Origin of the sequence: Acinetobacter sp. WU_MDCI_Abxe161 (assembly GCF_025514355.1) — a bacterium.
In the GTDB taxonomy this organism is placed as follows: domain Bacteria; phylum Pseudomonadota; class Gammaproteobacteria; order Pseudomonadales; family Moraxellaceae; genus Acinetobacter; species Acinetobacter pittii_E.
In genome coordinates, this window is the sequence record NZ_JAHPTU010000001.1 from 171,036 (window position 1) to 194,781 (window position 23,746).

Below are 23,746 nucleotides of genomic sequence, written 5' to 3' on the forward strand. Positions count from 1 at the left end.
TTACCAACGCACTTCGAACTTTTTACGTAACCAAATTGCAAGACTGTTTAAACCAATCATTAATGCAAGTAGTACGATAATCGCAGCGGCAGTACGGCCTTCGAAGAAGTTACGCAACTCATTACCTTGCCATAAGTAAACTTGAACAGGTAAAGCAGTTGCTTGATCAAATGGTGTTGTTGGAATACTTGCAACGAATGCACTCATCCCGATTAAAAGTAAAGGTGCGGTTTCACCAAGTGCATGGGCAACCCCAATAATTGCCCCTGTCATAATGCCTGGTAATGCCAACGGTAAAACATGATGGAAAATAGTTTGGAACTTAGAAGCTCCTAAACCAAGTGCAGCTTGTCGAATAGAAGGTGGCACTGCTTTTAATGAGGCACGGGTTGTAATAATGACGGTCGGTAACGTCATTAAGCTTAAAACCAAACCACCTACCAGCGGAGCTGATAGAGGTAAGTGCATCCAGCCAATGAAGATTGCAGCACCAAGTAAACCAAATACGATAGAAGGAACAGCAGCAAGGTTATTAATGTTGACTTCAATAATGTCGGTAAGAACATTTTTTGGAGCAAACTCTTCAAGATAGATTGCACTGGCAACACCGATTGGAATCGCAATGATGATTACAATCAGCATCATGAACAATGAACCCATGAATGCACCTGCAAGACCACTGATTGCTGGTGAGCTACGTGAGTCAGGGTTCTTAAATAAGTTCAAGTTAAATGTACTTTCAAGAACGCCTTTTGCTTTTAGATCATCTGCAAGCTTACGCACTTCTGAATCAAGTTGTTGCTGATCATCTGGCAATGAACGATCAATATTACCTTTTAACCAAACATCGACATTCGCATCGCCCAAGAAAGTAATATTTTCTTTTTTACCAATGAGTGATGGATCTGCAAAAACCATATCACGTAAGCGATAAGCTTCTGAGCTTGCATATAAGCTACTTAAGTAATCGCGTTGTGATGCAAGTGCAGGATCTTTAGCAATCATTCCATTTACAATGATGCCATCCCAATCCACCATACCCATTTTAGTTTGCCAATCCACATAACGTTCTTGGTAATGAGCCGGTGTTTCACCTTGAGTACGTACAGGTACTGGCCCTGCATCAATGACTTTAGGATCAAAGTAAATTGGAACATTCATACTGGTCTGCCAAAAAGCTGGTAGACCTTTTGCCAAAATGCTACCGAACAAGAGAGCAACGAATGCAAGACCAATAATAACTGCCGAGAAACCCGCAAAACGAAAAGCTTTTTCTTTGCGATGGCGTTTAGCCAAAGATTTTTCAATAACCTGTTTACGTCGTTCACGCGTTTCAGCAGCAGCTTTCGGATCAAATACGTTCTGATCCATAGGAGACGATGTATTTGATGTACTCATTCGTATTGCTCACGGTATTTACGCACAATGTACAGTGCTACAATGTTTAATCCCAAGGTAATCACAAATAGTGTTAGACCTAGCGAAAATGCAACCAATGCTTGTGGACTCGAGAAGTCTGTATCTCCGGTCAACTGCTTTACAATAGTTACGGTCACAGTAGAAACAGCTTCAAATGGATTTGCGTGTAAAAGTGGACTGTTCCCTGCTGCTAAAACCACAATCATGGTTTCCCCAACAGCACGAGAGACTGCCAATAAGAAAGCACCTGTAATACCCGGCAAAGCTGCTGGTAATACGACTTGACGAATTGTTTCAGACTTAGTTGCACCAAGTCCTAAAGAACCATCACGCAGTGCACGCGGGACTTGAGTAATAATGTCATCAGACAAAGATGAAACGAATGGGATAATCATAATCCCCATGACAAAACCAGCAGTTAAAGCACTCGTCGCATTAATCTCTAAACCAATAGAAGCGCCTGCTGCTTTAAAGAAGGGTCCAATAATCATCATGGCAAATACACCATAAACAATTGTTGGAATACCAGCTAATACTTCAATTGTTGGTTTCGCCCATGAACGGAACCATGGTGAAGCATATTCAGCTAAATAAATTGCAATCATTAATCCAACTGGTACAGCAACGAGTAGAGCGATACCACTGACCATGAGCGTACCCCATAGCAATGGTAATAAACCATAACTACCTTCAGCATTACCGGAAGTGCTAAAGCCCGGATTCCACTCTGTACCAAAGAAAAAGTCTACTGGGCTAACAAAACGGAAGAAGTGCATTGCTTCGCCAAACATCGACATTACGATACCGATGGTGGTTAAAATCGCTACACCCGAACATAAAATCAAAGCAACGTTAATGGCACGTTCAACTTGGTTACGAGCACGGTATTGTTGATTGATTTTTTTCTTTGCCCACACTAAACCGAGTAAAGCTGCACAAACGACAACAGCAAATTTGGCAAAAGAGCCAATGGTTTGAAATTTTGCAAACTGTTGAGCAGCAGCTAATTCATAAGCAGCTGGTTTATCACTTACACCAAAACCTGAAGCGATTGATTGAACACGATCAATCAGTACACTTCTGCCTGCCTCATCAAGCGAAGCACTTACAGACGCTGGAATATTATTAAAAATAATATGATTTAAAATACTTGGTTCAACCAAGTTCCAAATGATCAAAATTAAAAAAGCAGGGATACCGCACCAAAGACCAACCAGTGCGCCATAATAACCAGGACGAGAATGTAATGTCGCCGAGTTGCTTCCCTTACCTGCTATGTTACGGCTCTTTCTCAGCCCAAGTTGATATGCGATGGCCACAAGGGCTAACAACACACCGATAAGTAGCAGATTCATGTACTCTCCACTGTTTTCTCAATTGTCATAATTTGGAAAAACAAGTTAGACAAAAAGGCTGATGAACCCTTAAGATCACCAGCCTTCATTCAAACTAACTTATTTAACAGTTTTACCTGCTTTAAAGTCAGCCAAAACTTTTGCACGTTCAGCATCAGACATCACGATTAAACCATCACGCTCAGCTTTAGAACCTTTACCAGTCGCTTTTTTGCTTACGAAATATTCTACATATTGCGGTAAGCCTTTAACTGATTTTAAGTGTTCACCTTTCACGTAGAAGTACAATGGACGAGATACAGGGTATGTACCATTCAATACTGTCTTCTCAGATGGAACAACGTTGTTTACTGTTGCCACACGTAACTTGTCACGGTTCATGTCATAGAAACTTAAACCAAACACACCTACTGCGCTTGGAGAAGTCTTTAAGCGAGCCAATGTTTCTGTATAGTCGCCAGCGATTTCAATTACACGGCCATCTTTACGGAAAGTAGAACATGCTTTCTTCTGAGCATCTTTGTCTAAGCTCTTGAAGTATTCATATGCTTCACAACCAGCTTCAACCATTTTCTCTTGGAAAACTTCACGAGTACCATGGTTAGATGCAGGGATTACAAGAGTAATCGGCTCATTTGGAAGTGTTTTATCAATTTGGTTCCAGTTTGTATATGGGTTTGGAACCAATTTACCTTTTGAAGGTAACTGTGCAGCTAAAGCAGCGAACACATGGTAAGGTTTTAATTTATAAGCTGCTTTGTTTGAGTTAGACGCAAATACGATACCGTCATAACCAATTTTGATTTCTTGGATTTGTTTTACACCAGCTTTATTACAAGCTTCAATTTCAGTGCTTTTAATTTTACGAGAAGCGTTTGCAACGTCGATTGTATTATCGCCAACACCTTGACAGAATTGTTTCAAACCAGCAGAAGAACCGCCAGAACCCACTACAGGAGTTTTAAATTGAGGGAATGTATTACCAAACTCTTCAGCTACAACACTGGCAAACGGTAATACAGTTGAAGAACCAGCAATTTGAATCGTATCACGAGCTGCATTTGCAGTCGTTGTTACAGCTGCCCCAGTTACTGCTAACGCAATTGCGATTTGACGTGGATTTAAGCGCATTCTGTTCTCTCTCATTAATGCAATAGGTTGTACGTCACTTTTTGTTGAGTGCTTGTACGCTCTTCGATAGCTGCATTGTGAATAGAAAATATGACAAATAAGTTACAGTATGATGACGCTTTAATGATTTTTATAATGTCGATTGTCATATTGTTATTTTTATTTATTATCAGTTATTTAATTCAAACTTCTCGCCTATTTTACAGAAGGTCATCGTGTTTATTATGACAATGATTAAAAACATAAAATATAGTTATTTATAAATTATAAAAATTAAAGTTATTATAAATATATTAAAATCCACTAATTTACGATGTTATTAATTTTATGATTTAAATATTTTCTATTGTTATAAATATGAATAAAAATTTCTAAAAATAATTATTTTCTTTGTAACATTAAAATAATATGACAAAAGATAAAGGGTTACCGACTTTAAGTCAGGTAACCGCAATATCATTGTCAATTTAGACGATCAATTCGATTGTACTTCTGGTATCGCTACCATTTTTTTGCGATATTTTAAGAAATACATTACCGCTAAAACAGCAAGCCAGATTGGCCCTAAAATAACAGCCAACCTCATATCTGGTGTAAACGCCATAATAATAAGAATAAAGCATACAAAGCTAATGGTTAAATAGTTACTCCATGGACTAAGAATACTTTGAAATTTAGTTTGACGTTTTTGCAATTTCATCGCTTTAGTAAATTTCAAATGTGTGACTGAAATCATAAGCCAGTTAATGACAAGCGCTGCGACAACTAACATCATAAAGAGCTGAAAAGCTTGACCAGGAATCAGATAATTCACAACGACACATATTGCTGTAATAGATGCAGAAACAACTGCTGCTGGAACGGGAATACCACGGCTGTTTACTTTTTTCAAAATTGCCGGAGCATTACCCTGCTCTGCCAAACCATGCAACATACGACTATTACAATAGATACAACTGTTATAAACCGAAATAGCAGCAATCAAGACCACAAAGTTTAGAACGTTCGCAACACCATTACTGTTTAATGACTGGAAAATCATGACAAATGGACTACCGCCTTCTGCCACCATATTCCATGGATAAAGACATAAAAGAATACCGATCGCACCGATATAAAAAATCAGGATACGGTAAACAATCTGATTTACTGCTTTTGGAATAGTGGTTTCAGGTTTTTTCGTTTCCGCTGCAGCAATACCAATTAATTCCAAACCACCAAATGCAAACATAATGACAGCCAGAGCCATGACAAAACCGTGAATCCCATGCGGGAAGAAACCACCGTGTTGCCATAAATTTGCAATACCTGCTTGCGGACCTGCTGAGCCTGAAAATAACAGATAAGCACCAAAGCCAATCATGCTTAAAATCGCAACAATTTTAATGCAGGAAAATAAGAACTCGGATTCCCCAAAAAAGCGGACATTTACCAAGTTAATGCCGTTAATTAAAATAAAGAAAAATAAAGCAGTCAGCCATGTCGGAATTTCAGGCCACCAAAACTGTATAAAAGTCCCAATTGCGCTCAGTTCAGCCATGCTCACCAGCACATACAAAACCCAGTAGTTCCAGCCAGACATAAAGCCAGCCATTTTGCCCCAATATTTGTTCGCAAAATAACTAAAAGAGCCGCTTACCGGTTCTTCAACAACCATTTCACCTAAATGACGCATAATCAAAAAGGCTATCACGCCTGCAATTGCATATCCTAATAAGATTGAAGGGCCAGCCAGTTTAATTGTTTGAGAAAGACCTAAGAATAAACCTGTTCCAATCGCCCCTCCGAGTGCGATGAGTTGAATATGCCGATTGGATAAGCCTTGTTTTAACTCGTGCTTATTGTTTGCATCCATAACATTATCTCCAATGTTGGTGTCACTTCCTGTACACCTTTATTCAGCACCATATCCGAAGATCAGAAACCGACCTTCGGACATAAATAGCTTTAATATGAGTCCATTTAATTTTTGAGAAGACGTGTCCTGTCCTCTATTTAAAAAGAGATTGCATCCTTACATTTAATCGGTTGGGAACGTTCCTTTAAAATTTCGTAGCCACGATCACCGTAGTCAAAACGCGCAATCACAGAAGCAAATTTTTTCAAACTTACTGGTGCATCCATTGCTGGTAGTTTTAATTCAATAAAAGTTAACTGATCATTTTGCTGAACGTTATCTAAAACACTCTTCAGTTGCCCAGCGGTTTCAACCACATAAGTTGTATGGCCTTTTTTACCGTTAAACACAGCCGGGATTTCAGTGTATTTCCAGTTTTGCACGTCGTTATAGGCTGCGTTTTCACCCATAATTAAGCGCTCAATGGTATAACCGCCATTGTTCAGCAAGAAAATGATTGGCTTTAAACCGTGACGGATAATCGTAGAGAGTTCTTGTACCGTAAGTTGGAATGAACCATCACCAATAAATAAAATTTGACGACGTTCAGGCGCGGCCAGCAAACTACCAAGTAAAGCCGGTAAGGTGTAACCAATAGAACCCCAAAGTGGCTGAGCAATATATTTAGCTGTAGCTGGAAGCTTTATTCCTGACAAAGCTGAGTTTGATGTTCCGACTTCACCAATAATTACATCATCTTCTGTTAAGAAACCTGAAATGTAGTTCCAAAGCACATCTTGGCTAAGCTTTTGTTGAGCTGGAGCTTCTATTACTTTCGGCGGTTGTTTTTCAAGAAGAGGTGTTGTCGATTTACGTGGTGCAACTTTTTTATTTAGCTCAACGAGTAACTGACCAATCTCAATACCCGGAAAATCCTGACCAAAAATATTCAGGCCATAAGATTTAATTTCGATGTAGTTCTTGGTTTCAATTTGATGAGTAAATACAGCCGAACCAACATCGGTAAAACGTGCACCAATACCAATTAAGCAGTCAGATTGTTCAATGATATTTTTCACATGTGGCTGACTTGCCCCACCCACATAAGTTCCGATGTAACGAGGTGAGCCTTCATCCATAATATTTTTTGCAGTATTCATACCTGCAAATGGAATTGAGCATTTTTGTGATAAATCATTTAAAAGTGATGTCACACCAAAAACCGAAGCTTCATTATCAATAAGAAGCGCTGGACTTTGAGCATTCTCAATAATGTTACAGAGTTTGCTTACCACATTTTGCAATAATTCAGGTTCAACAGCTGGATAGCTTAGGTCGAGTGGACGTTCAGATACTTCAATCTTAACGTGAGTAATATCGCCTGGTAGTTGAATGTGTACAGGACGGCGTTCAAGGAAACACTGACGTAATACACGGTCAATTTCAAAAGCTGCATTTGCAGGAGTTAAACGTGTTTGGGCAACTGTGAACTCTTTCATACAGTTCATAATATTGTCATAGTTACCATCGACAAGCGTATGATGTATTAAAGTGCCCTTTTGAACTGCATGTAATGGTGGAATACCAGAAATATGAATAAGAGGTACATTTTCTGCATAGGCACCTGCGATGCCATTAATTGCACTTAAGTCACCTACACCATAAGTGGTTGCCAAGGCAGAAAAACCGTTAATTCGTGCATAGCCGTCTGCTGCATAAGCAGCATTTAATTCATTACAATTTCCAATAAATTCGAGTTGTGGGTCTGCTTCAACTTGTTCTAGATATGAAAGGTTAAAATCACCAGGTACTCCAAAAAGATGTTGGATACCCATTTGTTTTAAACGAAGATTTAAAAATTCACCGATTTCTATGAACATTGCTCTATATCCTTTGAGACCAATTTTTATTCCATAGAAAAATAATATTTCATCTATCTTTTAGATTTCGTGCATAATGAAAACGCATTTTAATAAAAATACATGATTTGTGTATCATAAAAGGATTTTATGCAATGGATAAGTTCGACTGGCAAATCATTCAGGCACTACAAAAGAATGGACGGCTCACCAATCAGGAAATTGGAGATTTAATCGGATTATCAGCTTCCCAATGTTCAAGACGACGACAGTTACTTGAACAAAAAGGCATAATTTTAGGTTACTCCGCACGTATCCAGCAGCAGGCACTAGGGCTGGAAGTTACAGCGATGATTCATATTAATTTAAGGACACACGAAGCAAAATCACAGCAGGCTTTTCAGGAACTGATCGAAGCTGAAGATAACATTCAAGATGCATTTTCAATTAGTGGTGATGCAGATTTTATTTTAAAAGTCGTTGCTGAAAACTTAGAACAGCTCTCTCAATTTGTGACTGAAAGATTACTTTCTTATAATTTTATTGGTCATATAAAGTCTTACATTGTTCTGAAAAAAATCAAAGAACAGAATCATTTTTTAATCAAGCCTAAAAGCATGAGCTATCATCACTCCCAATAAAATAGCTCAGCTTTTCACTCATAAAAGTGAAAATAAAAAGGCGGATACTAGATCCGCCTTAAAGTTAATATTTAGACTTTACTAATATGAACTGTTTGCCCGATCGTATTTTCAAGTAAACCTTCTAAACCAAATTCAGCACCTAAGCCTGACATTTTCCAGCCACCAAAAGGTGCATGAGGCAGGACTTCTGCATGGGTATTAATCCAAACAGTACCGCATTGAAGCTGACTAGCATAAGTTTGAGCAGCTTTAATATCAGACGACCAGATTGAACCGCCTAAACCAAATTCACTGTCATTAGCGCGGGCAATTGCATCGTTAATATCTGTATATTTTAAAACAGGTAACACAGGACCAAACTGTTCTTCTTGCACCACGCGGCAAGAGTCAGAAACTTCAGTCAAAATAGTAGGAGCAATAAAGTAGCCTTGCTCTGGTAATTGCTGTTGACCAGAAAGTGCTTTTGCACCTTGTCCAATGGCTTCAGCAATAAGGGTTTTCACCTTGTTATATTGCATTTGATTTTGAACAGGACCAAATGTTGTAGAAGATTCCATTCCGTCACCCACAACTTGAGCGTTGGCAATGTCAGCTAACTTTTGAGATAAAGCTTCATATTGGCTTTCATGCACATATAAACGCTTTAATGCTGCGCATGTTTGGCCTGCATTTAAGAACGCCATATTAAAAATCTTAGCTGCAATTTCATCTATATTTGCATCTGGTAATACAATACCAGCGTCATTACCACCAAGCTCTAAAGTTAGCTGTTTTAACTGTTGAGCTGCACCAGCCATGATGTGCTGACCTGTTCGAGTTGACCCCGTAAACACAACTTTTTGTACATCTGGATGAGAAGATAATGCTTCACCAATCTCACCAGCACCGACCACAATTGAGATCACGCCTGCTGGAACTTCTTGTTGAATAATTTCACATAAACGCAAAGTTGAGAGTGGCGTGTATTCAGAAGGTTTGCTAATGACCACGTTACCTGCACGCAATGCAGGCATAATATGCCAAACCGCAATCATCAGTGGCCAGTTCCAAGGAGTAATTGAAGCTACTACTCCTAATGGTTGGCGATGGCGTTCAATGCGCTTGGTTTCACTGTCTTCGATCACTTCAATAGGTAAATCCATAGCAGCCGCGTAACGCGTCCAACCAATTGCGCCCTGCACCTCCATTTGTGCAAGTGCGAGTGGCTTACCTTGCTCAAGTACAACCAACTCTGCAAGCATTTCAGCGTGCTTTTCAATACCATCTGCAATCTTATTTAAGATTGACTTACGCTCTTCGTGTGAAACTTGTTGCCAAGCTTTAGATGCTTGTTTAGCAGCGCTAACTGCCTGATTTACTTGCTCAACCGATGCTTTTGCACAGCGTGCGGCAGTTAAACCTGTAGCTGGGTTAATAATTTCTAGTTCACCCTGTTCACCTGAACAAGATTGACCGTTAATAATTAATTTAAATTCATTAAGCACATTAACTTGTTGCATTTCTTCTTCCTTGTCTTAATTGTAATTACAGCCTCTTACCTTATGACCATTTGAGCAGCGTCTTTTAAAGAGTAAGTGCAGTATTGATATATCGATGTGACCAAACATTGGGGACATACCAATACAATAAGAAATTTGCTTCCCATAAATCATGCATAATTATTTTTGTTTTTTGAAAATATGCATGGTTTGTGCATATCAGTCTATTTCGATGCACATTTTAAATAAAAATAATATGTAATAAAAAAGCCCGGCAATAAACCGGGCTTTTTTGGTATCAACTCAATTAGTCGATTGGTGGTACATAATTACCAGAAGCAATCGCATCTTTAATGCGGTCAGCTTCAGCCAATACTTGACCTAAAAGGTTTTTAACATTTTCGAATGTCACAACTGGGCTTAATGTGGTCATTTTCAATGACTGTACATTACCAACTTTTGTTACACCGATATTTGCTTCACCACGTGCAAACAACTCGTCCGCTACGTTTTGATTCAAGCTATCGATAAACTCAACTGGGTAGCCTTGTGGCACAACACGGAACAATACCGAAGCAAACTGAGGTTCAACTAAAAGCTCTAAACCGTCAGTTGCCTTGATGTAATCTGCAACTTCACGAGTAAGTTTTACACCATGGTCGATCATTGAACCGTAAAGGTCTTCACCAAGTGATTCAATTGTCATCCACAATTTCAATGCATCAAAACGACGAGTCGTTTGTAATGACTTAGAAACAAGGTTTGGTACACCATGCTCTTCATCATAAGCAGAGTTCAAGTATTCAGCTTCGTAGTGCATAAAGCGATAGTTCGCTTCATCTTTCAACAAGAACGCACCACAGCTAATGCTTTGGAAATAATGCTTATGGAAGTCAAGGGTGATCGAGTCAGATAACTCAATACCATCAAGCATTGCACGGTAGTCATTTGAGAGAATTAATGCACCGCCCCATGCCGCATCGATGTGCATCCATGACCCATACTTATTGGTAATTTCACGGATTTTCTTCAATGGGTCAATTGCACCAGCATCGGTTGTACCTGCTGTCGCAACGACACAAGCAACAACTTTGCCTTCAGACTGAAGATGCGCCATCGTTTTTTCGAGAGCATCTACATCCATCTGTGCATTTTCATTCACAGGAACAGTTACAACTGACTGGAAGCCCATACCCATCATTGCCATGTTCTTTTGCACAGAGAAATGCGCATTTTCAGAACAAATGACTTTGACGTTTTTCATTGCATCGGCAGGAATACCATCACGCTGTACAGACCATGGATTACCATTTTCGTCTTTCCAGTTTTTCGAGATACACCAGTCACGAGCAAGCAACACACCCATCAAGTTAGATTGAGTACCGCCAGAAGTGAAAACACCAGCCTGACCAGAACCATAACCTACTTTTTGACGCAACCAATCAATGAGCTGAACTTCCATTAATGAACCTGCAGGGCTTTGATCCCATGAGTCCATAGACTGGTTAGTTGCATTGATTAACACTTCCGCGATCTGGCTCATCACCATGGTTGGGCAGTGTAAATGTGCTAATGAATGTGGGTGATGTACTTTCAAGCTTTTATTCAAGAAAAGCTCAATCATACGTTGAAGAGATTCTTGTACACCCATCCCTTCTTTTGAAGGTTGGAAAGAAATTGCTGAACGCAATTCTTTAATGCTACCGCCAGTGTACATCTTTTCATTTTGCAACCATGCTGAAACGGCTTTTACCGCTTCGCCCATTGCTGACTCATAGTCAGCAATGGATTGTGCATCATTGCAGAGTAACGCTTTACGATGTTCTGCAAAATCCACCATACTTATGCGCCTCGTACTGCAACCAATGCTTCTGCAATTGCTTTCTTAAAGCGAGCAACTACTTCAACACACTCGTCTTGAGTGATGATAAGCGGGCAAAGTAAACGAATTACTGTACCGTTACGACCACCTTTTTCAAGCAATAATTTATTGTTGAAACAAGCAGTTTGAATTGCAGCAGCTAATTGTGAGTCAGCAGGATGTGAACCGATACGGTCAGCTGGTTTACGCTCGTCAACAATCTCAACACCGATCATTAAACCGCGACCACGTACGTTACCGATACATGGGAATTCTTGAGCTAATTTTTTAAATTCAGCTTGTAAGAAGTCACCACGCTCTTGCGCATTTTGAGCAAGATTTTGTTCATTAATCGTTTTTAATACAACAAGACCAGTACCCATAGCAAGTTGGTTACCACGGAAAGTACCTGTGTGACCAGCAGGTTGCCAAGCATCAAATTTACGTTTAATACCTAATACTGCAAGTGGTAAACCACCACCTACTGCTTTAGACATTACAACAACATCAGGTTCAATACCTGCATGTTCAAATGCAAACATTTTGCCTGAACGTGCAAAGCCAGCTTGAACTTCGTCTAAAATTAAAACGATGTTGTGCTTTTCAGTCACTTCACGGATTTTTTGCAACCATTTTACTGGAGCTGTAACTACGCCGCCTTCCCCTTGAATCGCTTCAAGAATAACAGCAGCTGGTTTTGTTACACCGCTTTCAACATCTTCAATAAAGTTTTCAAAGTAGTAAGTTAAAGCGTCAACACCTGCTTCACCACCTAAACCAAGTGGGCAACGGTATTCATGCGGATACGGCATGAATTGTACGCCTGGCATTAAACCATTAACTGCATTTTTTGCACTTAAGTTACCAGTCATAGCAAGTGCACCATGGGTCATACCATGGTAACCGCCAGAGAAACTGATCACTGAACTACGGCCAGTGTAAGTCTTAGCAAGTTTGATTGCTGCTTCAGTTGCGTCTGCACCAGCAGGACCACAGAACTGCAAGCAATATTCTTCTTTACCACCAGGTAAATATGCTAACAATGCTTCAGTGAATGCATCTTTTAAAGGTGTGGTTAAGTCTAAAGTATGCAATGGCAAACCACTTGCCAATGTATCTTGAATACTTTGAATCACCGCAGGATGATTATGACCTAAAGCCAATGTACCTGCCCCAGCTAAACAATCAAGGTACTGTGTACCTTCAACATCAGTAACCCAGCATCCTTGTGCTTTCGCTATCGCTAACGGTAATTTACGTGGATAGCTACGAACATTTGATTCCATTTGACTTTGGCGAGTCAAATAATATTCGTTAGTAGCATTAGTGGCAGGGTTAACGGAAGTAACGCTCATATCGGATTACCATCTCTGATAGGGGTAGAAAGAAATAAGTCTGGTGACGATTGGTCCTTTGACTCGGTGCTTTATAGAACTAGCAAAGACACTTATTTTATATCTTGTAACTAGGAGCGCGATGATACCTAATTTTGCAAGAAAAAAAACGTCTTTTATGTACTTTACTCATCTAATCTTATTGAAAAAATGTATCATCCCAATAGTTATGATGAATTATCATCATACTATGTGACAACCTAAAGAAAATATTCTTTTTTTATATTAGTTTGATTTTTTAAGTTACATTGAAACACTTTAATTTTAAGTTATTATTTTTTAAGTACTTTATATTTACCAAAATTTAAAAAAACCTGATTTTAATATTACAAATACGCCACAAAATCTGCAAAAGTTATGCATAAGTTATGTTTAACATTTCTTAATGAAAAAAATTAAATTTATATTAATTTTTAAAGGTAAAATTTATGCGTACTTTAGCCGTCTCTACCCTTCTTTTAGGTTCCCTCCTTAGCCCTTTAGTTTTTGCTCAGGATGATAATGCTTTGAACTACAATATTGTAAATGTACAAGCTGAGGCTTCTCGTCAAGTTTCAAACGATGAAATGCATGCAACTTTATATATTGAAAAAAGTAACAAACAACCAGCCGAACTTTCAAATCAAATTAACCAATTGATGAATCAGGCGCTTACCGTTTCTCGTAAATATCCTCAAGTCAAAGTGGAAACAGGTGCTCAAAGCACTTATCCAATTTACGATAACGATAGCAATAAGTTAAAAGAATGGCGTGGTCGCGCTGAAATCCGTTTAGAAAGTAAAGACTTTAAAGCTGCTAGCCAGCTAGTGAATGAATTACAGCAAAACTTCCAGACTCAATCGATTAATTTTACAGTTTCTGATGAACAACGTAAAAAAGTTGAAAATGAGTTAATGGTAGAAGCATCTAAAAACTTTCAACAACGCGCTCAAATGTTGACTCAAGCATGGAATAAAAACCAATATACATTGGTTAATCTGAACTTAAATACCAACAACTATTTCCCACAACCTGTAATGCGTGCCAGCATGGCTAAGTTCGCTATGGCCGAAGCTGCACCAGCTCAAGACATGGCAGCTGGTGAATCTAAAATTACTGTAAATGCGAACGGTTCAATTCAGTTTAAATAAATTACCTTTTCCGGCCCAAGCACATGACTGCTTGGGCTTTTTATTAACTAACTTTCCCCATCTAAATACTCTGCAAAAGCTTGAGCCAAATAATCAAAAAGCGCTCTGATTTTTGGAATTTGTCTAAAGTCTTCATGAATGACCAGCCATAGATCATAGCGATGAATCTTTAGGTCTGGAAGCAGTTGAACAAGCTCCGGACATTGATTTGCTATAGGGCACTGAATAAAACCTACTCCTAAAGCAGCTTTAACTGCTGAGAACTGAGCAGGATGACTATCGGTGCGTATTTTGAATTGTTCATTTTTTATTTCAGGTAGAAAAATCCTCATCATTTCTCTTTCAAGAAGATTACGGTCGGGTCCTATCAGATCATGCTGACTTAAATCTGCTAGACAGATAGGGGAACCTTTACGCTGTATATAATCTCGATGTGCATATAGCCCCAATGGCACCTCACCAACCTTTTTGGCTACAAGCGCTTCCTGAACAGGAGGATACATCCTGATTGCCAGATCAACCTCTTGCTCTAGTAAGTTGGCAGAAGCATTGTTTAAAGATATTTCGATATTAACTTCCGGGTAAAATGAACGGAATTTTGTGAGCATTTGAGGCAGAACAAGCGTGCCCAGGAACTCCGATACACTTACCCGTACACTGCCTGCAATTAGATTTAGAGGGGCACTTGCTGTACGCATAAAATGGTCAGAAGCACGTTGCATAGCCCGAACTGGCAGTTCAAGAGCTAGAGCATGTTCTGTCGGTTTCAAGCCATGAACAGAACGACTAAACAAAACAGTTCCCAACTGATTTTCAAGCTGTTCTATACGTGTTCGTACAGTGGGTTGAGTAACGCCTAATTTACGAGCGGCTGCCGAGAAACTCCCCTCTTCTAAAACCACTAAAAAGAATTTCTGATCATCCCAAGAAGTCTGTTTGTTCATCAAAATTCTTTCATCTGCTCAATTAATTTAGTCAATTTTATTATAGGTCTGCTTTTTTTATGATGTGAATATTATTTATGCATGTGATTACTCATCATAGAAATTAAGGAGACATACTATGAATAAGCCACTTTTACTGGTCTTTCATCCCGATTTAAATCAGTCTAAGGTTAATCGTGCTTTGGTTGAAGCATTACAGCTTCGAAACCAAATCGACATTGTTGATATTCAGGAGTTATATAACGGATCTCTGGATATAATGAAAGACGGCGCAATTGAAGCCCAACGTCTAATCTCTGCTTCACACATCATTTTCCAGTTCCCTATCTATTGGTATTCAGTTCCTCCGATTTTCAAAACTTGGATGGATGCGGTTTTAACACGGATGTTTTATCTTTTTTATGAACAGGAAGGTCAGAATATTGAAGGTAAATCACTTTACCTTCATGTTACGGTTGGCAATTTGAATTCGGCATATCAAAAACAAGGACAAAATGGCTTCACCCTAGATGAGCTCATGGCACCTTTAAAAGCTACTGCACGTCGATGCGGATTAAACTGGCACACACCTCATGTTATTTTTAATGCAAATCAATTAGATGAAAATGATATAGAAAAAGAAATTTCATTATCTTTAAAGCAGTTTGAACAATGGGACATATTCAATAAAGCTCCTCTTACTTCTTCATGCTAGTGCCAACCATAAAAAAAACGCACTCCTGAAAAATCAGTAGTGCGTTTCGGGGTTAAAGTAATATCTTATTTTTTAAACGGTAAAGCATATTTAAAGATACGGCCTACAACCTGTCCAAACTGTTTAGCTAGACTCGCGTTGTTATAATTTAGACCATATTTTTTACATACAGCTTCAACTTTTGGAGCCATTTGGCGATAACGACGCGCTGGAATATCGGGGAATAAATGATGCTCAATCTGATGACTCAAGTGTCCGCTTAAAATATGTAATGCTTCTGAACCTTTCAGGTTAGAAGAACCACGAATTTGGCGCATATACCAGTGACCACGACTCTCTTCTTGTAAAACGGACTTTGGAAATACTTCTGCATCTTTTGTAAAATGACCGCAGAAAATAATCGTAAATGTCCAGATATTACGAAGACCATTTGCAACTAGATTACCAGTGAATACAGGTAAAGCTGCTGGCCCCGCAATTAATGGGAAGAAAACATAGTCTTTAAAAAGTTGCGTACCAATCTTTTTATTAACAGGTTTTAATTCTTCCAAGAATTTTGCCATGCTCTTACGTTTATACAGGACGCGTCCAATTTCAAGGTTCTGAATGGCTACGCCCCACTGGAACAACAAACAAAATGGGATGCTATAAACAGGTTGAAGTAAGAAACCTGGCTTCCAGCGTTGTTCTGGGAATAAACGAAGTAAACCATAACCAATGTCATCATCAATACCTTTAATATTGGTATAGGTGTGATGTTTATAGTTATGCGTTTGACGCCAGTTATCAGAAGTACCGACAGTATCCCATTCGTAAGTTTGGCCATTAAACTTAGGATCGTTCATCCAGTCATATTGACCATGCATCACGTTATGACCGAGTTCCATGTTTTCCATAATTTTAGAAAAGCCTAATAGACCTGTTCCTAAAATCCATGCTGGTGGGAACCAACCTGCAAACAAACATGCGCGGCCTAAAAAGCTACTATAACGAATTGCGGCATAAACACGGCGGATATATTTAGCATCCTTCTCACCCAAATCATCCAATACTTCTTGTTTGATCTGATCAAGCTCTTTTGCAAATGCATCAAGTTCTGCTGGAGTCAAATCACGATTTTTAGGATTTTTAAAATATTCGACTTTCACTGGCATATTCATAAGAGTTCTCTCTTAAAGATCAATAACTAGATCGGATTGTGCTGAGTTCACACAAATTTTGAGTAATTGGCTTGGTTCAGTATTTTCACTACCGTTGAGTAAATTACGTGTTGAACCTTGTGTTTTACTACAAACACATTTATTGCAAATTCCCATACGGCAACCATGAGTTGGTTTAACGCCTTCATGTTCAAGGCTAACCAAAATTGATTGGCCTTTAGGAATTGCAATCACCTTATTAGACTGGGTTAATGTGACATTCACATAACCAATATCATCAGCAGAACTTTCATTTGTTAAGCTAAATGCCTCTGTTAAAAGAGCTGGAGCTTTTTCAAATAACTGCTCAACAGTCGCCACAAAACCAGAAGGTCCACACGCATAAACGGTGCTGTTTTCTACATCATTAACTAATGCTAAATGCTCTGCATTTAAACGTTCATCATTTGGGGTTTCTTGGGTATAAAAAACCTGATAACTAAAATTTGGATATTGCTGTGCAACTTTTTCAAAGTATTCAACAAAAGCGGCATCCGAACGTTGTTTCACCCAATATAAAAGTTGTACTTGAACTTTATCTAATTGCTGACTTTGTTTAATCGCAGTAATCAAGCTCAACATTGGGGTAATACCACTACCCGCTGCCAACATAATTAAATTCGGTGTTTTGATGTTTTGTTGCATATCGCCATAAGGTTGACCAAGCTCAAAAACATCACCGATTTGGCTTTCAGAAATAAACCAGTTACTGACAATACCATCCGCAACTTTTTTTACGGTTAAACGTAAGTGCTGCGCATCAATTTGCGTCAAACTATAAGTACGTTCATAGCGACGACCAGCAATTTCTACAATTACAGGATGATGCTGGCCTGCAACGCCCATTTTCACTAAGCGGTTACATTTTAGCGTCAAGCTCACCATGTCGTGAGCGACAAATTCTTTTTTTACAATTTGAACAAGGCCATGTTTTACAGACCATAAAGGATTAACTTTTTGTAGCCAGAAATTAGCCATTTCTTTATCAAAGATGGCTTGTGTCAATGAATTGAATAGAGAATTTCTCTTTTCGATTGCTTGCATAACTGAGGCTCTGTCGCTCTTTTTTAATTATTATACACATGTATATATATTTGTATATACACCCGTACTTTTAATTACAATTTCACAAGTTCAGCTTCTAAGGCTATAATCCTGAGAGTTTACAAATATATTGAACAGCATGACCCAATCTTCACTTTCTCAGAACCTGAATGACACACCTCTTCAACAAGATGTCATTGAAATTAAAACAGCTACGCGTTCTGTGGGAAGAAAAGCGACAATTACTAAAGAAGAACTTTTTCAGGCGGCTTTAAATCTCATTGGCCCACAAAAAAGTATTGCTTCACTGAGTTTACGTGAAGTAGCTCGAGAAGCAGGAATTGCACCAAATAGTTTCTATCGACACTTTAAAGATATTGATGAGTTAGCAATTTCTTTAATTGACCGTGCAGGTATTGTTTTACGTAAAATCATCCGTCAGGCTCGCCTACGTGCTTCTTTACAAGAGAGTATTATTCGTAGTTCTGTCGATATTTTTCTTCAACAGCTTGATGCTGATGAAGGCAATTTAAGTTTACTACTCCGTGAAAGTTTTACAGGTTCAGCTTCTTATAAAGCTGCTGTAGACCGTCAACTCAACTTTTTTCAGCAAGAGCTACAAGAAGATTTAATCCGTCTTGAGCGTTTAAATAACAATCACCTCTACCATCCAGACCTTGTTGCAAAAGCAATTACTCAACTTGTGTTTCACATGGGTGCAAAAGTCATTGATTTACCAATGAATCAACGTGCAGAAGTGGCTGAACAAACCATGATTATGATTCGAATGATTTTAGAAGGCGCACGTCATTTAGATGAAGCTAAAATTCGCTAAAATTGACTTATGAATGGCTTGTTAATTAACAGGCCATTTTTAAATCTAACTCCTCTATTTTCCAATAAAAATATAATTCACTAATTGAAGCTAATAGCTTGCCAGAGTATAAATAATCATTCCATTTGCTCTTTCTCCTATATTCCCAACGATCTCAGGGATCCACATGCAAAATTTGAATAATCGTCAAAGTCTGATTGCAAGCTACATTCTTATGGGCATCTTTTTGCTTTCGGTTATCCCCTTACATTTATTAGCAAGTTTTTTTGCAGGCTTTCTCATTTATGAAATTATTATTAGCTTAAGTTCAGTTGTAGAACGTTATATTGACGGCCAAAGAGCCCGTATTTTTATTAGTATTTTACTTAGTATTATTACCATTTCGCTTATTGGTTTTTTCATTACGAGCCTGATTAGTTTTGTTGTACACGATCTAAAAGGTGTAGGTTTACATAGCATTAATGGCAAAGTTGACCAAACCCTACTTCATTTGCAGGCAGAGATCGGAAAATATCTTCCAGGCTATATTCCCGATAGCGTGACAGATCTAAAAGACGAAATCTTTGCTTTTATGAAAGATAACGTGACTACATTAAAAAATACCAGTTCCGATATTTTGCATAACTTCGTAACTATGGTGATGGGATTAATTATTGGTATTTTGGTGGCAATACATGGTTTTCACCGCCGTACCCCTCAGCCTGTTTTTAAGTCTCTTCTGATTCAACGTATCCAAAAACTATCGATTTCATTTAAAAATGTTGTTTTTGCACAAATAAAAATTTCAGCTATTAACACACTGCTTTTTATTTTATTTGCCTTTATTTTATTACCACTTTGGGGAATTCACCTCCCTTTTGCCAAAACCCTAACCATTTTGACCTTCATGTTTGGACTGATTCCAATTTTAGGTAATCTTATTTCCAATACTTTAACCTTCATTGCTGCTCTTACCATTTCCTTAGGACTAGCAGGTGCAGCATTACTTTATCTGGTTCTGGTTCATAAGCTTGAATATTTTATTAATGCTAAAATTATTGGGCATAAAATCAATGCCAGTGCATGGGAAATTTTATTGGCAATGTTAGTGTTTGAGTCCATTTTTGGTTTAGGCGGTTTAATCGCGGCTCCAATTTTCTATGCATATTTAAAATTAGAATTAAAAGATGCTGGTCTCATCTAATTCAAAATCGATGTATAAAAAAAGCGCCCTCTAGGCGCTTTTTTTATTTTGAGTAAGTTAAGGTTTAACTACAACTAACACTTGAATCGCTTCTGGTGTAACCGTTAAGCCATCAAGTAAGCTTAAACCTTCTTTTTGCAACTTCTGTAAACGTTCAATTTCGTCTTGACGAATACTTGGGTTGAATTGTTTTAGATAAGTTAAACGGTCAATTTCATATTGCCATTTATTACCATAATGTTCTTTTGCTTGCTGTTGAAGTTGCGGCAAATCAACTTTCGCAATCTCTAACGCTTGTTTATAGCGCTGCTCAATGATATCACGACGAGCTTTAACCACCTGACGACAGCTATTACCATCTAAGTGATGTAAATAAGGTTTTAAAATTGTCGGATCAATTTTTTCAGACAAATCTTGACCATTTTCACTTAATAATACGCGAATAAGCTGCTTAGGTAAGCTCGATGGTAAATTCAGCGATTTCGGCGCAACAACATCCACTTTAAACCAGACTTCAATTAAGACTGAACCCTGCTTTAACGCATTCGATTTGAGCACAGCAACATTGGTACTACCAAATGATTGTGTACGGATCATTTCCATAACACTTTCAATGAATGGATGCTCTAAAGTTAAATATTGAGCATCTTCACGAAGCTGAGCTTGATCGCGATAGAACGTTGCGGTCATACCTTCTTCGTCTAAAGCTAAACCTTGCACTTGCATTTGGTCGGTCGGTTTAATAATCACCGTACCATTACTTTGCTCATCAAAGTCGATATTGGTTGATGACATGAAACGCTTCACAAACATTGGCAGCGTAGTATTGTCATCATAGTCTTCAAGGGCCTGAACAATTTCTTGTGCCACAATAGGACGACATGAATTATATTCAAGTAAACGGTCTCGGCCAGCTTGAAGTTCAGCTTCTAAGGCTTGACGTTGAACATTCACTTCTTCAAGCAAATCTTCAAATGTTTGACCTTGGTCTGCAAGTAAGCAGTCTTTTAATTCAACAATAAAGTTCTCTTGCAATGTTTGTGCTGTTGGAGAAATATTGCTGAAAATATTAAGTGCTTCGTTATACCAACGGAACATACGTTCTTGAGCTGTTCCCACAAGATATGGCACATGAATCTGAATACGGTTTTCTTGACCAATACGGTCTAGACGCCCAATACGCTGCTCTAAAACATCTGGGTTAGCTGGTAAATCAAATAAAATTAGATCACTGGCGAATTGGAAATTACGGCCTTCCGAACCAATTTCCGAACACAGTAAAATCTGTGCGCCATAGCTTTCTTCAGCGAAATAAGCAGCCGCTTGGTCACGTTCAAGTAAGCTCATGCCCTCATGGAACATTGCGGTACGGATACCTGCATGCAAACGCAACACATTTTCTAAAGACTCAACCACTGGTCCGCTACGCGCGATTAAAAGCACTTTTTTATGCTTAAGATCTTTGCGTAAAATTTCCATTAACCATGGCACACGCGGATCATTTTGCATCCATGAACCATCAATCTGCGCTTCTTCAGGCCACATCTGCTCACGCAGTTTGCCATCTTTTGACCAATCTTCTGGTGCTGGTAATGGCGCTGGCTGACAATCACGACCTGGGAAACCCTGAATCGCTTCACGTGTATTACGGAATAAAATACGTCCAGTACCGTGACGGTCTAATAACTCGTGAATAGCTCTAAAGCGTTGATCAGGCTGGTCTTCAATAGTGTGACCTAACAAACCTTCTAAAGCAGATAAATGCTCTGGCGTTAAAGCTTGATCAGACATGAGTACTTCAGCAATTTTTGCAGTTTGCTGATATTGAGTCTCTTCATCTAAAAAGCGCTCTAAACTACTAAAACGCTGTGGATCAAGTAAACGTAAGCGAGCGAAATGGCTTTCTACGCCTAATTGTTCAGGTGTTGCAGTGAGTAATAACACCCCTGCTGTATTTTCAGCTAACTCTTCAATTAAATCGTAGCGATCATTACCGCCTTCTTCTTCGCTCCACATCAAATGATGTGCTTCATCAACCACAAGCAAATCAAAACCAGCTTCTATGGCTTGCTCACGCAAATCATCATGGTCAACCATTAAGTCAACGCTGGCAATAATGCATTGCTCAGTCAAGAACGGGTTAAGCTCTGGATCATGTTCTTTAATAGATGCAGTACGCGTTAAATCAAACAGAGAGAATTGCAAGTTAAAACGGCGACGCATTTCAATCATCCACTGATACTGTAGAGAATCAGGGACTAAAATAAGAATTCGTTCTGAACGTCCTGTTTTAAGCTGTTGGTGAATAATTAAACCAGCTTCAATTGTTTTACCTAAACCTACTTCATCGGCAAGTAAAACACGAGGAGCAAAACGTTTACCAACTTCATGTGCGATATAAAGCTGATGAGGAATCAGGCCAACACGTGCACCAACCATACCACGTAAAGGGCTAGTCTGCATTTGCGCTTGCATGAGCATCGCTTCAATACGCAAATCATACCACTCTTTATAGTCGACCTGACTTGCAAGCAAACGATCTAAAGGTTTAGATAATTGAATTTGCGCACCAATACGGGTTTCATTGAGCGCTTTACGCTCTTGTTCGCCATTTTCTAAAGTACGAACAACGTTATAACGCAAAACACCATGTCGGTCTTCAACAGACTCAACAATCCACTTCTGACCTTCTTGATCTTGAACTTCATCATTGGTATTGAAGATGATACGAGACAGTGGAGCATTGTTACGTGCATAGACACGTGTCTCATCACTTTTGGGGAATAAAATGCTGACAGATCTTTCATCTACATCAATAAGAACACCTAAACCGAGCTCAGTTTCTGTGTCTGATAGCCAACGTTGACCAATAGCATACTGCTGCAATTTTTCCACCTTTCTCTCAAGTTCGCACTACATATTGTACGATGCAAATTAGCTTATTTTTGCATCTTTTTATGTAGTCTTTAAAGCAAAATTTTGAAGCAAAAACCAATTAAATCGCTTTGCTACAAAAAATTACTCATCAAAAGTTTTTACATTAAAACGGTACAGGACAGTCAAAAGTTAATGTTTCTGCTGTGACAGGATGATTAAAACTTAACTGTTTGGCATGCAAACATAAACGCGGAACAAGTTGCTGCTCCGGTGTCGCATACAGCGTGTCACCTACAATTGGATGTCCCAAATATTGCATGTGTACACGGAGTTGATGAGATCGTCCCGTAATTGGTGTTAATTTCACACGAGTTACAGGTTGTCCCTGAATTTGAAAATGTTCTATGGCCTGCCAATGTGTTAAAGCAGGTTTGTTGTGAGAAGCGTCGACAATATGTAAAGGCGGTCGACTTGGGTCATAGATGACAGGAATATCTACAGTCCCTTCACCTTCTAAATGACCTGCGACAAGCGCTTCGTATATTTTTGAAGTCTGACGATCTTGAAATTGACGTGCAATTGCACTTTGACCGCGCTTCGATAAACCAAATACTAAAATACCTGAAGTATCTCGGTCTAGACGATGAATGAGCAAGGTTCTAGGTTCAATCGCAATCAACCTTGTCAAAACGCTATCATGTAAATCACCCTTACCAGGAACACTCAAAATGTCCGAAGGTTTATGAATCACCATAAAATCATCATCACGATAGATCAGATGTTCACTTAGAAAATCACTCAAAGTTGTATTCCCAAGGTAAGATGAAAAACAAGCGGGCAATAATAAAAAGCTTACGTCCGA

18 protein-coding genes are annotated in these 23,746 nt (G+C 38.7%); 5 read left to right on the forward strand and 13 right to left on the reverse strand.

Going from position 1 to position 23,746, the window contains the following annotated elements; genetic code table 11:
- The 5 genes from pstA to KTI78_RS00860 all read right to left on the reverse strand — a co-directional run bounded on the left by pstA (position 1) and on the right by KTI78_RS00860 (position 7,622).
- On the reverse strand, positions 1 to 1,398 hold the full coding sequence (pstA, locus tag KTI78_RS00840; protein ID WP_262444940.1) for a phosphate ABC transporter permease PstA: 1,398 nt from the start codon (positions 1,396 to 1,398) through the stop codon (positions 1 to 3).
- Entirely contained in the window at positions 1,395 to 2,774 is a 1,380-nt protein-coding gene (gene pstC, locus KTI78_RS00845; protein ID WP_262444941.1) for a phosphate ABC transporter permease subunit PstC, read from the reverse strand. Before pstC ends, pstA begins: the two co-directional genes overlap by 4 nt.
- A 99-nt stretch (positions 2,775 to 2,873) precedes the next feature.
- The gene (locus KTI78_RS00850; RefSeq protein WP_262444942.1) at positions 2,874 to 3,905 is read right to left on the reverse strand and encodes a substrate-binding domain-containing protein; all 1,032 of its coding nucleotides are present in this window, start codon (positions 3,903 to 3,905) and stop codon (positions 2,874 to 2,876) included.
- Between the two features lie 475 nt (positions 3,906 to 4,380).
- Entirely contained in the window at positions 4,381 to 5,760 is a 1,380-nt protein-coding gene (locus KTI78_RS00855; protein WP_262444943.1) for an amino acid permease, read from the reverse strand.
- A 140-nt stretch (positions 5,761 to 5,900) separates the two neighbouring features.
- Positions 5,901 to 7,622: an alpha-keto acid decarboxylase family protein gene (locus tag KTI78_RS00860; protein WP_262444944.1), complete on the reverse strand. Its 1,722-nt coding sequence runs from the start codon at positions 7,620 to 7,622 to the stop codon at positions 5,901 to 5,903.
- A gap of 134 nt (positions 7,623 to 7,756) precedes the next feature.
- Here KTI78_RS00860 and KTI78_RS00865 point away from each other — a divergent pair, with 134 nt between their 5' ends.
- The gene (locus tag KTI78_RS00865; RefSeq protein WP_016140351.1) at positions 7,757 to 8,242 is read left to right on the forward strand and encodes an Lrp/AsnC family transcriptional regulator; all 486 of its coding nucleotides are present in this window, start codon (positions 7,757 to 7,759) and stop codon (positions 8,240 to 8,242) included.
- Positions 8,243 to 8,313: 71 nt separating this feature from the next.
- On the opposite strand, the gene KTI78_RS00870 is transcribed toward KTI78_RS00865, so the two are convergent.
- The 3 genes from KTI78_RS00870 to KTI78_RS00880 all read right to left on the reverse strand — a co-directional run bounded on the left by KTI78_RS00870 (position 8,314) and on the right by KTI78_RS00880 (position 12,939).
- Positions 8,314 to 9,744, reverse strand: coding sequence for an aldehyde dehydrogenase family protein (locus tag KTI78_RS00870; RefSeq protein ID WP_239975199.1), 1,431 nt, complete (start codon positions 9,742 to 9,744; stop codon positions 8,314 to 8,316).
- Between the two features lie 286 nt (positions 9,745 to 10,030).
- Positions 10,031 to 11,563: a pyridoxal phosphate-dependent decarboxylase family protein gene (locus KTI78_RS00875; RefSeq protein ID WP_002118849.1), complete on the reverse strand. Its 1,533-nt coding sequence runs from the start codon at positions 11,561 to 11,563 to the stop codon at positions 10,031 to 10,033.
- Positions 11,564 to 11,565: 2 nt separating this feature from the next.
- A complete protein-coding gene (locus KTI78_RS00880; RefSeq protein ID WP_016140349.1) occupies positions 11,566 to 12,939 on the reverse strand; it encodes a diaminobutyrate--2-oxoglutarate transaminase in 1,374 nt (457 codons plus the stop codon).
- A 467-nt stretch (positions 12,940 to 13,406) separates the two neighbouring features.
- Between KTI78_RS00880 and KTI78_RS00885 the strand changes: the two genes are divergently transcribed.
- Positions 13,407 to 14,108 carry an SIMPL domain-containing protein gene (locus KTI78_RS00885; protein WP_224991454.1) on the forward strand — a complete coding sequence of 234 codons (702 nt, stop codon included), beginning with the start codon at positions 13,407 to 13,409 and terminating at the stop codon, positions 14,106 to 14,108.
- Positions 14,109 to 14,155: 47 nt separating this feature from the next.
- Here the strand turns inward: KTI78_RS00885 and KTI78_RS00890 are convergent, their stop codons facing one another.
- Positions 14,156 to 15,052, reverse strand: a complete 897-nt coding sequence (locus tag KTI78_RS00890; RefSeq protein ID WP_262444945.1) for a LysR family transcriptional regulator — start codon at positions 15,050 to 15,052, stop codon at positions 14,156 to 14,158.
- Positions 15,053 to 15,170: 118 nt separating this feature from the next.
- Here KTI78_RS00890 and KTI78_RS00895 point away from each other — a divergent pair, with 118 nt between their 5' ends.
- Positions 15,171 to 15,746 carry an NAD(P)H-dependent oxidoreductase gene (locus KTI78_RS00895; protein ID WP_262444946.1) on the forward strand — a complete coding sequence of 192 codons (576 nt, stop codon included), beginning with the start codon at positions 15,171 to 15,173 and terminating at the stop codon, positions 15,744 to 15,746.
- 65 nt (positions 15,747 to 15,811) lie between these two features.
- Here the strand turns inward: KTI78_RS00895 and KTI78_RS00900 are convergent, their stop codons facing one another.
- Both KTI78_RS00900 and KTI78_RS00905 read right to left on the reverse strand, forming a co-directional pair.
- Positions 15,812 to 16,906 (reverse strand): fatty acid desaturase family protein, encoded by a 1,095-nt coding sequence (locus KTI78_RS00900; RefSeq protein WP_016140345.1) that lies wholly within the window; start codon positions 16,904 to 16,906, stop codon positions 15,812 to 15,814.
- 12 nt (positions 16,907 to 16,918) lie between these two features.
- The gene (locus KTI78_RS00905; protein WP_262444947.1) at positions 16,919 to 17,989 is read right to left on the reverse strand and encodes a ferredoxin reductase; all 1,071 of its coding nucleotides are present in this window, start codon (positions 17,987 to 17,989) and stop codon (positions 16,919 to 16,921) included.
- A gap of 139 nt (positions 17,990 to 18,128) precedes the next feature.
- Here KTI78_RS00905 and fabR point away from each other — a divergent pair, with 139 nt between their 5' ends.
- Both fabR and KTI78_RS00915 read left to right on the forward strand, forming a co-directional pair.
- Complete coding sequence (gene fabR, locus KTI78_RS00910) at positions 18,129 to 18,824, forward strand: HTH-type transcriptional repressor FabR (RefSeq protein ID WP_016140343.1); 696 nt, start codon at positions 18,129 to 18,131, stop codon at positions 18,822 to 18,824.
- A 166-nt stretch (positions 18,825 to 18,990) separates the two neighbouring features.
- Positions 18,991 to 20,007, forward strand: coding sequence for an AI-2E family transporter (locus KTI78_RS00915; protein WP_262444948.1), 1,017 nt, complete (start codon positions 18,991 to 18,993; stop codon positions 20,005 to 20,007).
- A gap of 57 nt (positions 20,008 to 20,064) precedes the next feature.
- Here KTI78_RS00915 and rapA read toward each other — a convergent pair whose 3' ends face one another.
- Both rapA and KTI78_RS00925 read right to left on the reverse strand, forming a co-directional pair.
- Positions 20,065 to 22,902, reverse strand: coding sequence for an RNA polymerase-associated protein RapA (rapA, locus tag KTI78_RS00920; protein ID WP_068930168.1), 2,838 nt, complete (start codon positions 22,900 to 22,902; stop codon positions 20,065 to 20,067).
- A 145-nt stretch (positions 22,903 to 23,047) separates the two neighbouring features.
- Positions 23,048 to 23,686, reverse strand: a complete 639-nt coding sequence (locus KTI78_RS00925; protein ID WP_239975192.1) for an RluA family pseudouridine synthase — start codon at positions 23,684 to 23,686, stop codon at positions 23,048 to 23,050.
- Positions 23,687 to 23,746: the final 60 nt, after the last annotated feature.

Excerpts from the sequence above, each read along its gene's own strand:
- pstA (WP_262444940.1), bottom strand. The coding sequence starts at position 1,398 with ATGAGTACATCAAATACATCGTCTCCTATGGATCAGAACGTATTTGAT.
- pstC (WP_262444941.1), bottom strand. The coding sequence starts at position 2,774 with ATGAATCTGCTACTTATCGGTGTGTTGTTAGCCCTTGTGGCCATCGCA.
- KTI78_RS00850 (WP_262444942.1), bottom strand. The coding sequence starts at position 3,905 with ATGCGCTTAAATCCACGTCAAATCGCAATTGCGTTAGCAGTAACTGGG.
- KTI78_RS00855 (WP_262444943.1), bottom strand. The coding sequence starts at position 5,760 with ATGGATGCAAACAATAAGCACGAGTTAAAACAAGGCTTATCCAATCGG.
- KTI78_RS00860 (WP_262444944.1), bottom strand. The coding sequence starts at position 7,622 with ATGTTCATAGAAATCGGTGAATTTTTAAATCTTCGTTTAAAACAAATG.
- KTI78_RS00865 (WP_016140351.1), top strand. The coding sequence starts at position 7,757 with ATGGATAAGTTCGACTGGCAAATCATTCAGGCACTACAAAAGAATGGA.
- KTI78_RS00870 (WP_239975199.1), bottom strand. The coding sequence starts at position 9,744 with ATGCAACAAGTTAATGTGCTTAATGAATTTAAATTAATTATTAACGGT.
- KTI78_RS00875 (WP_002118849.1), bottom strand. The coding sequence starts at position 11,563 with ATGGTGGATTTTGCAGAACATCGTAAAGCGTTACTCTGCAATGATGCA.
- KTI78_RS00880 (WP_016140349.1), bottom strand. The coding sequence starts at position 12,939 with ATGAGCGTTACTTCCGTTAACCCTGCCACTAATGCTACTAACGAATAT.
- KTI78_RS00885 (WP_224991454.1), top strand. The coding sequence starts at position 13,407 with ATGCGTACTTTAGCCGTCTCTACCCTTCTTTTAGGTTCCCTCCTTAGC.
- KTI78_RS00890 (WP_262444945.1), bottom strand. The coding sequence starts at position 15,052 with ATGAACAAACAGACTTCTTGGGATGATCAGAAATTCTTTTTAGTGGTT.
- KTI78_RS00895 (WP_262444946.1), top strand. The coding sequence starts at position 15,171 with ATGAATAAGCCACTTTTACTGGTCTTTCATCCCGATTTAAATCAGTCT.
- KTI78_RS00900 (WP_016140345.1), bottom strand. The coding sequence starts at position 16,906 with ATGAATATGCCAGTGAAAGTCGAATATTTTAAAAATCCTAAAAATCGT.
- KTI78_RS00905 (WP_262444947.1), bottom strand. The coding sequence starts at position 17,989 with ATGCAAGCAATCGAAAAGAGAAATTCTCTATTCAATTCATTGACACAA.
- fabR (WP_016140343.1), top strand. The coding sequence starts at position 18,129 with ATGACCCAATCTTCACTTTCTCAGAACCTGAATGACACACCTCTTCAA.
- KTI78_RS00915 (WP_262444948.1), top strand. The coding sequence starts at position 18,991 with ATGCAAAATTTGAATAATCGTCAAAGTCTGATTGCAAGCTACATTCTT.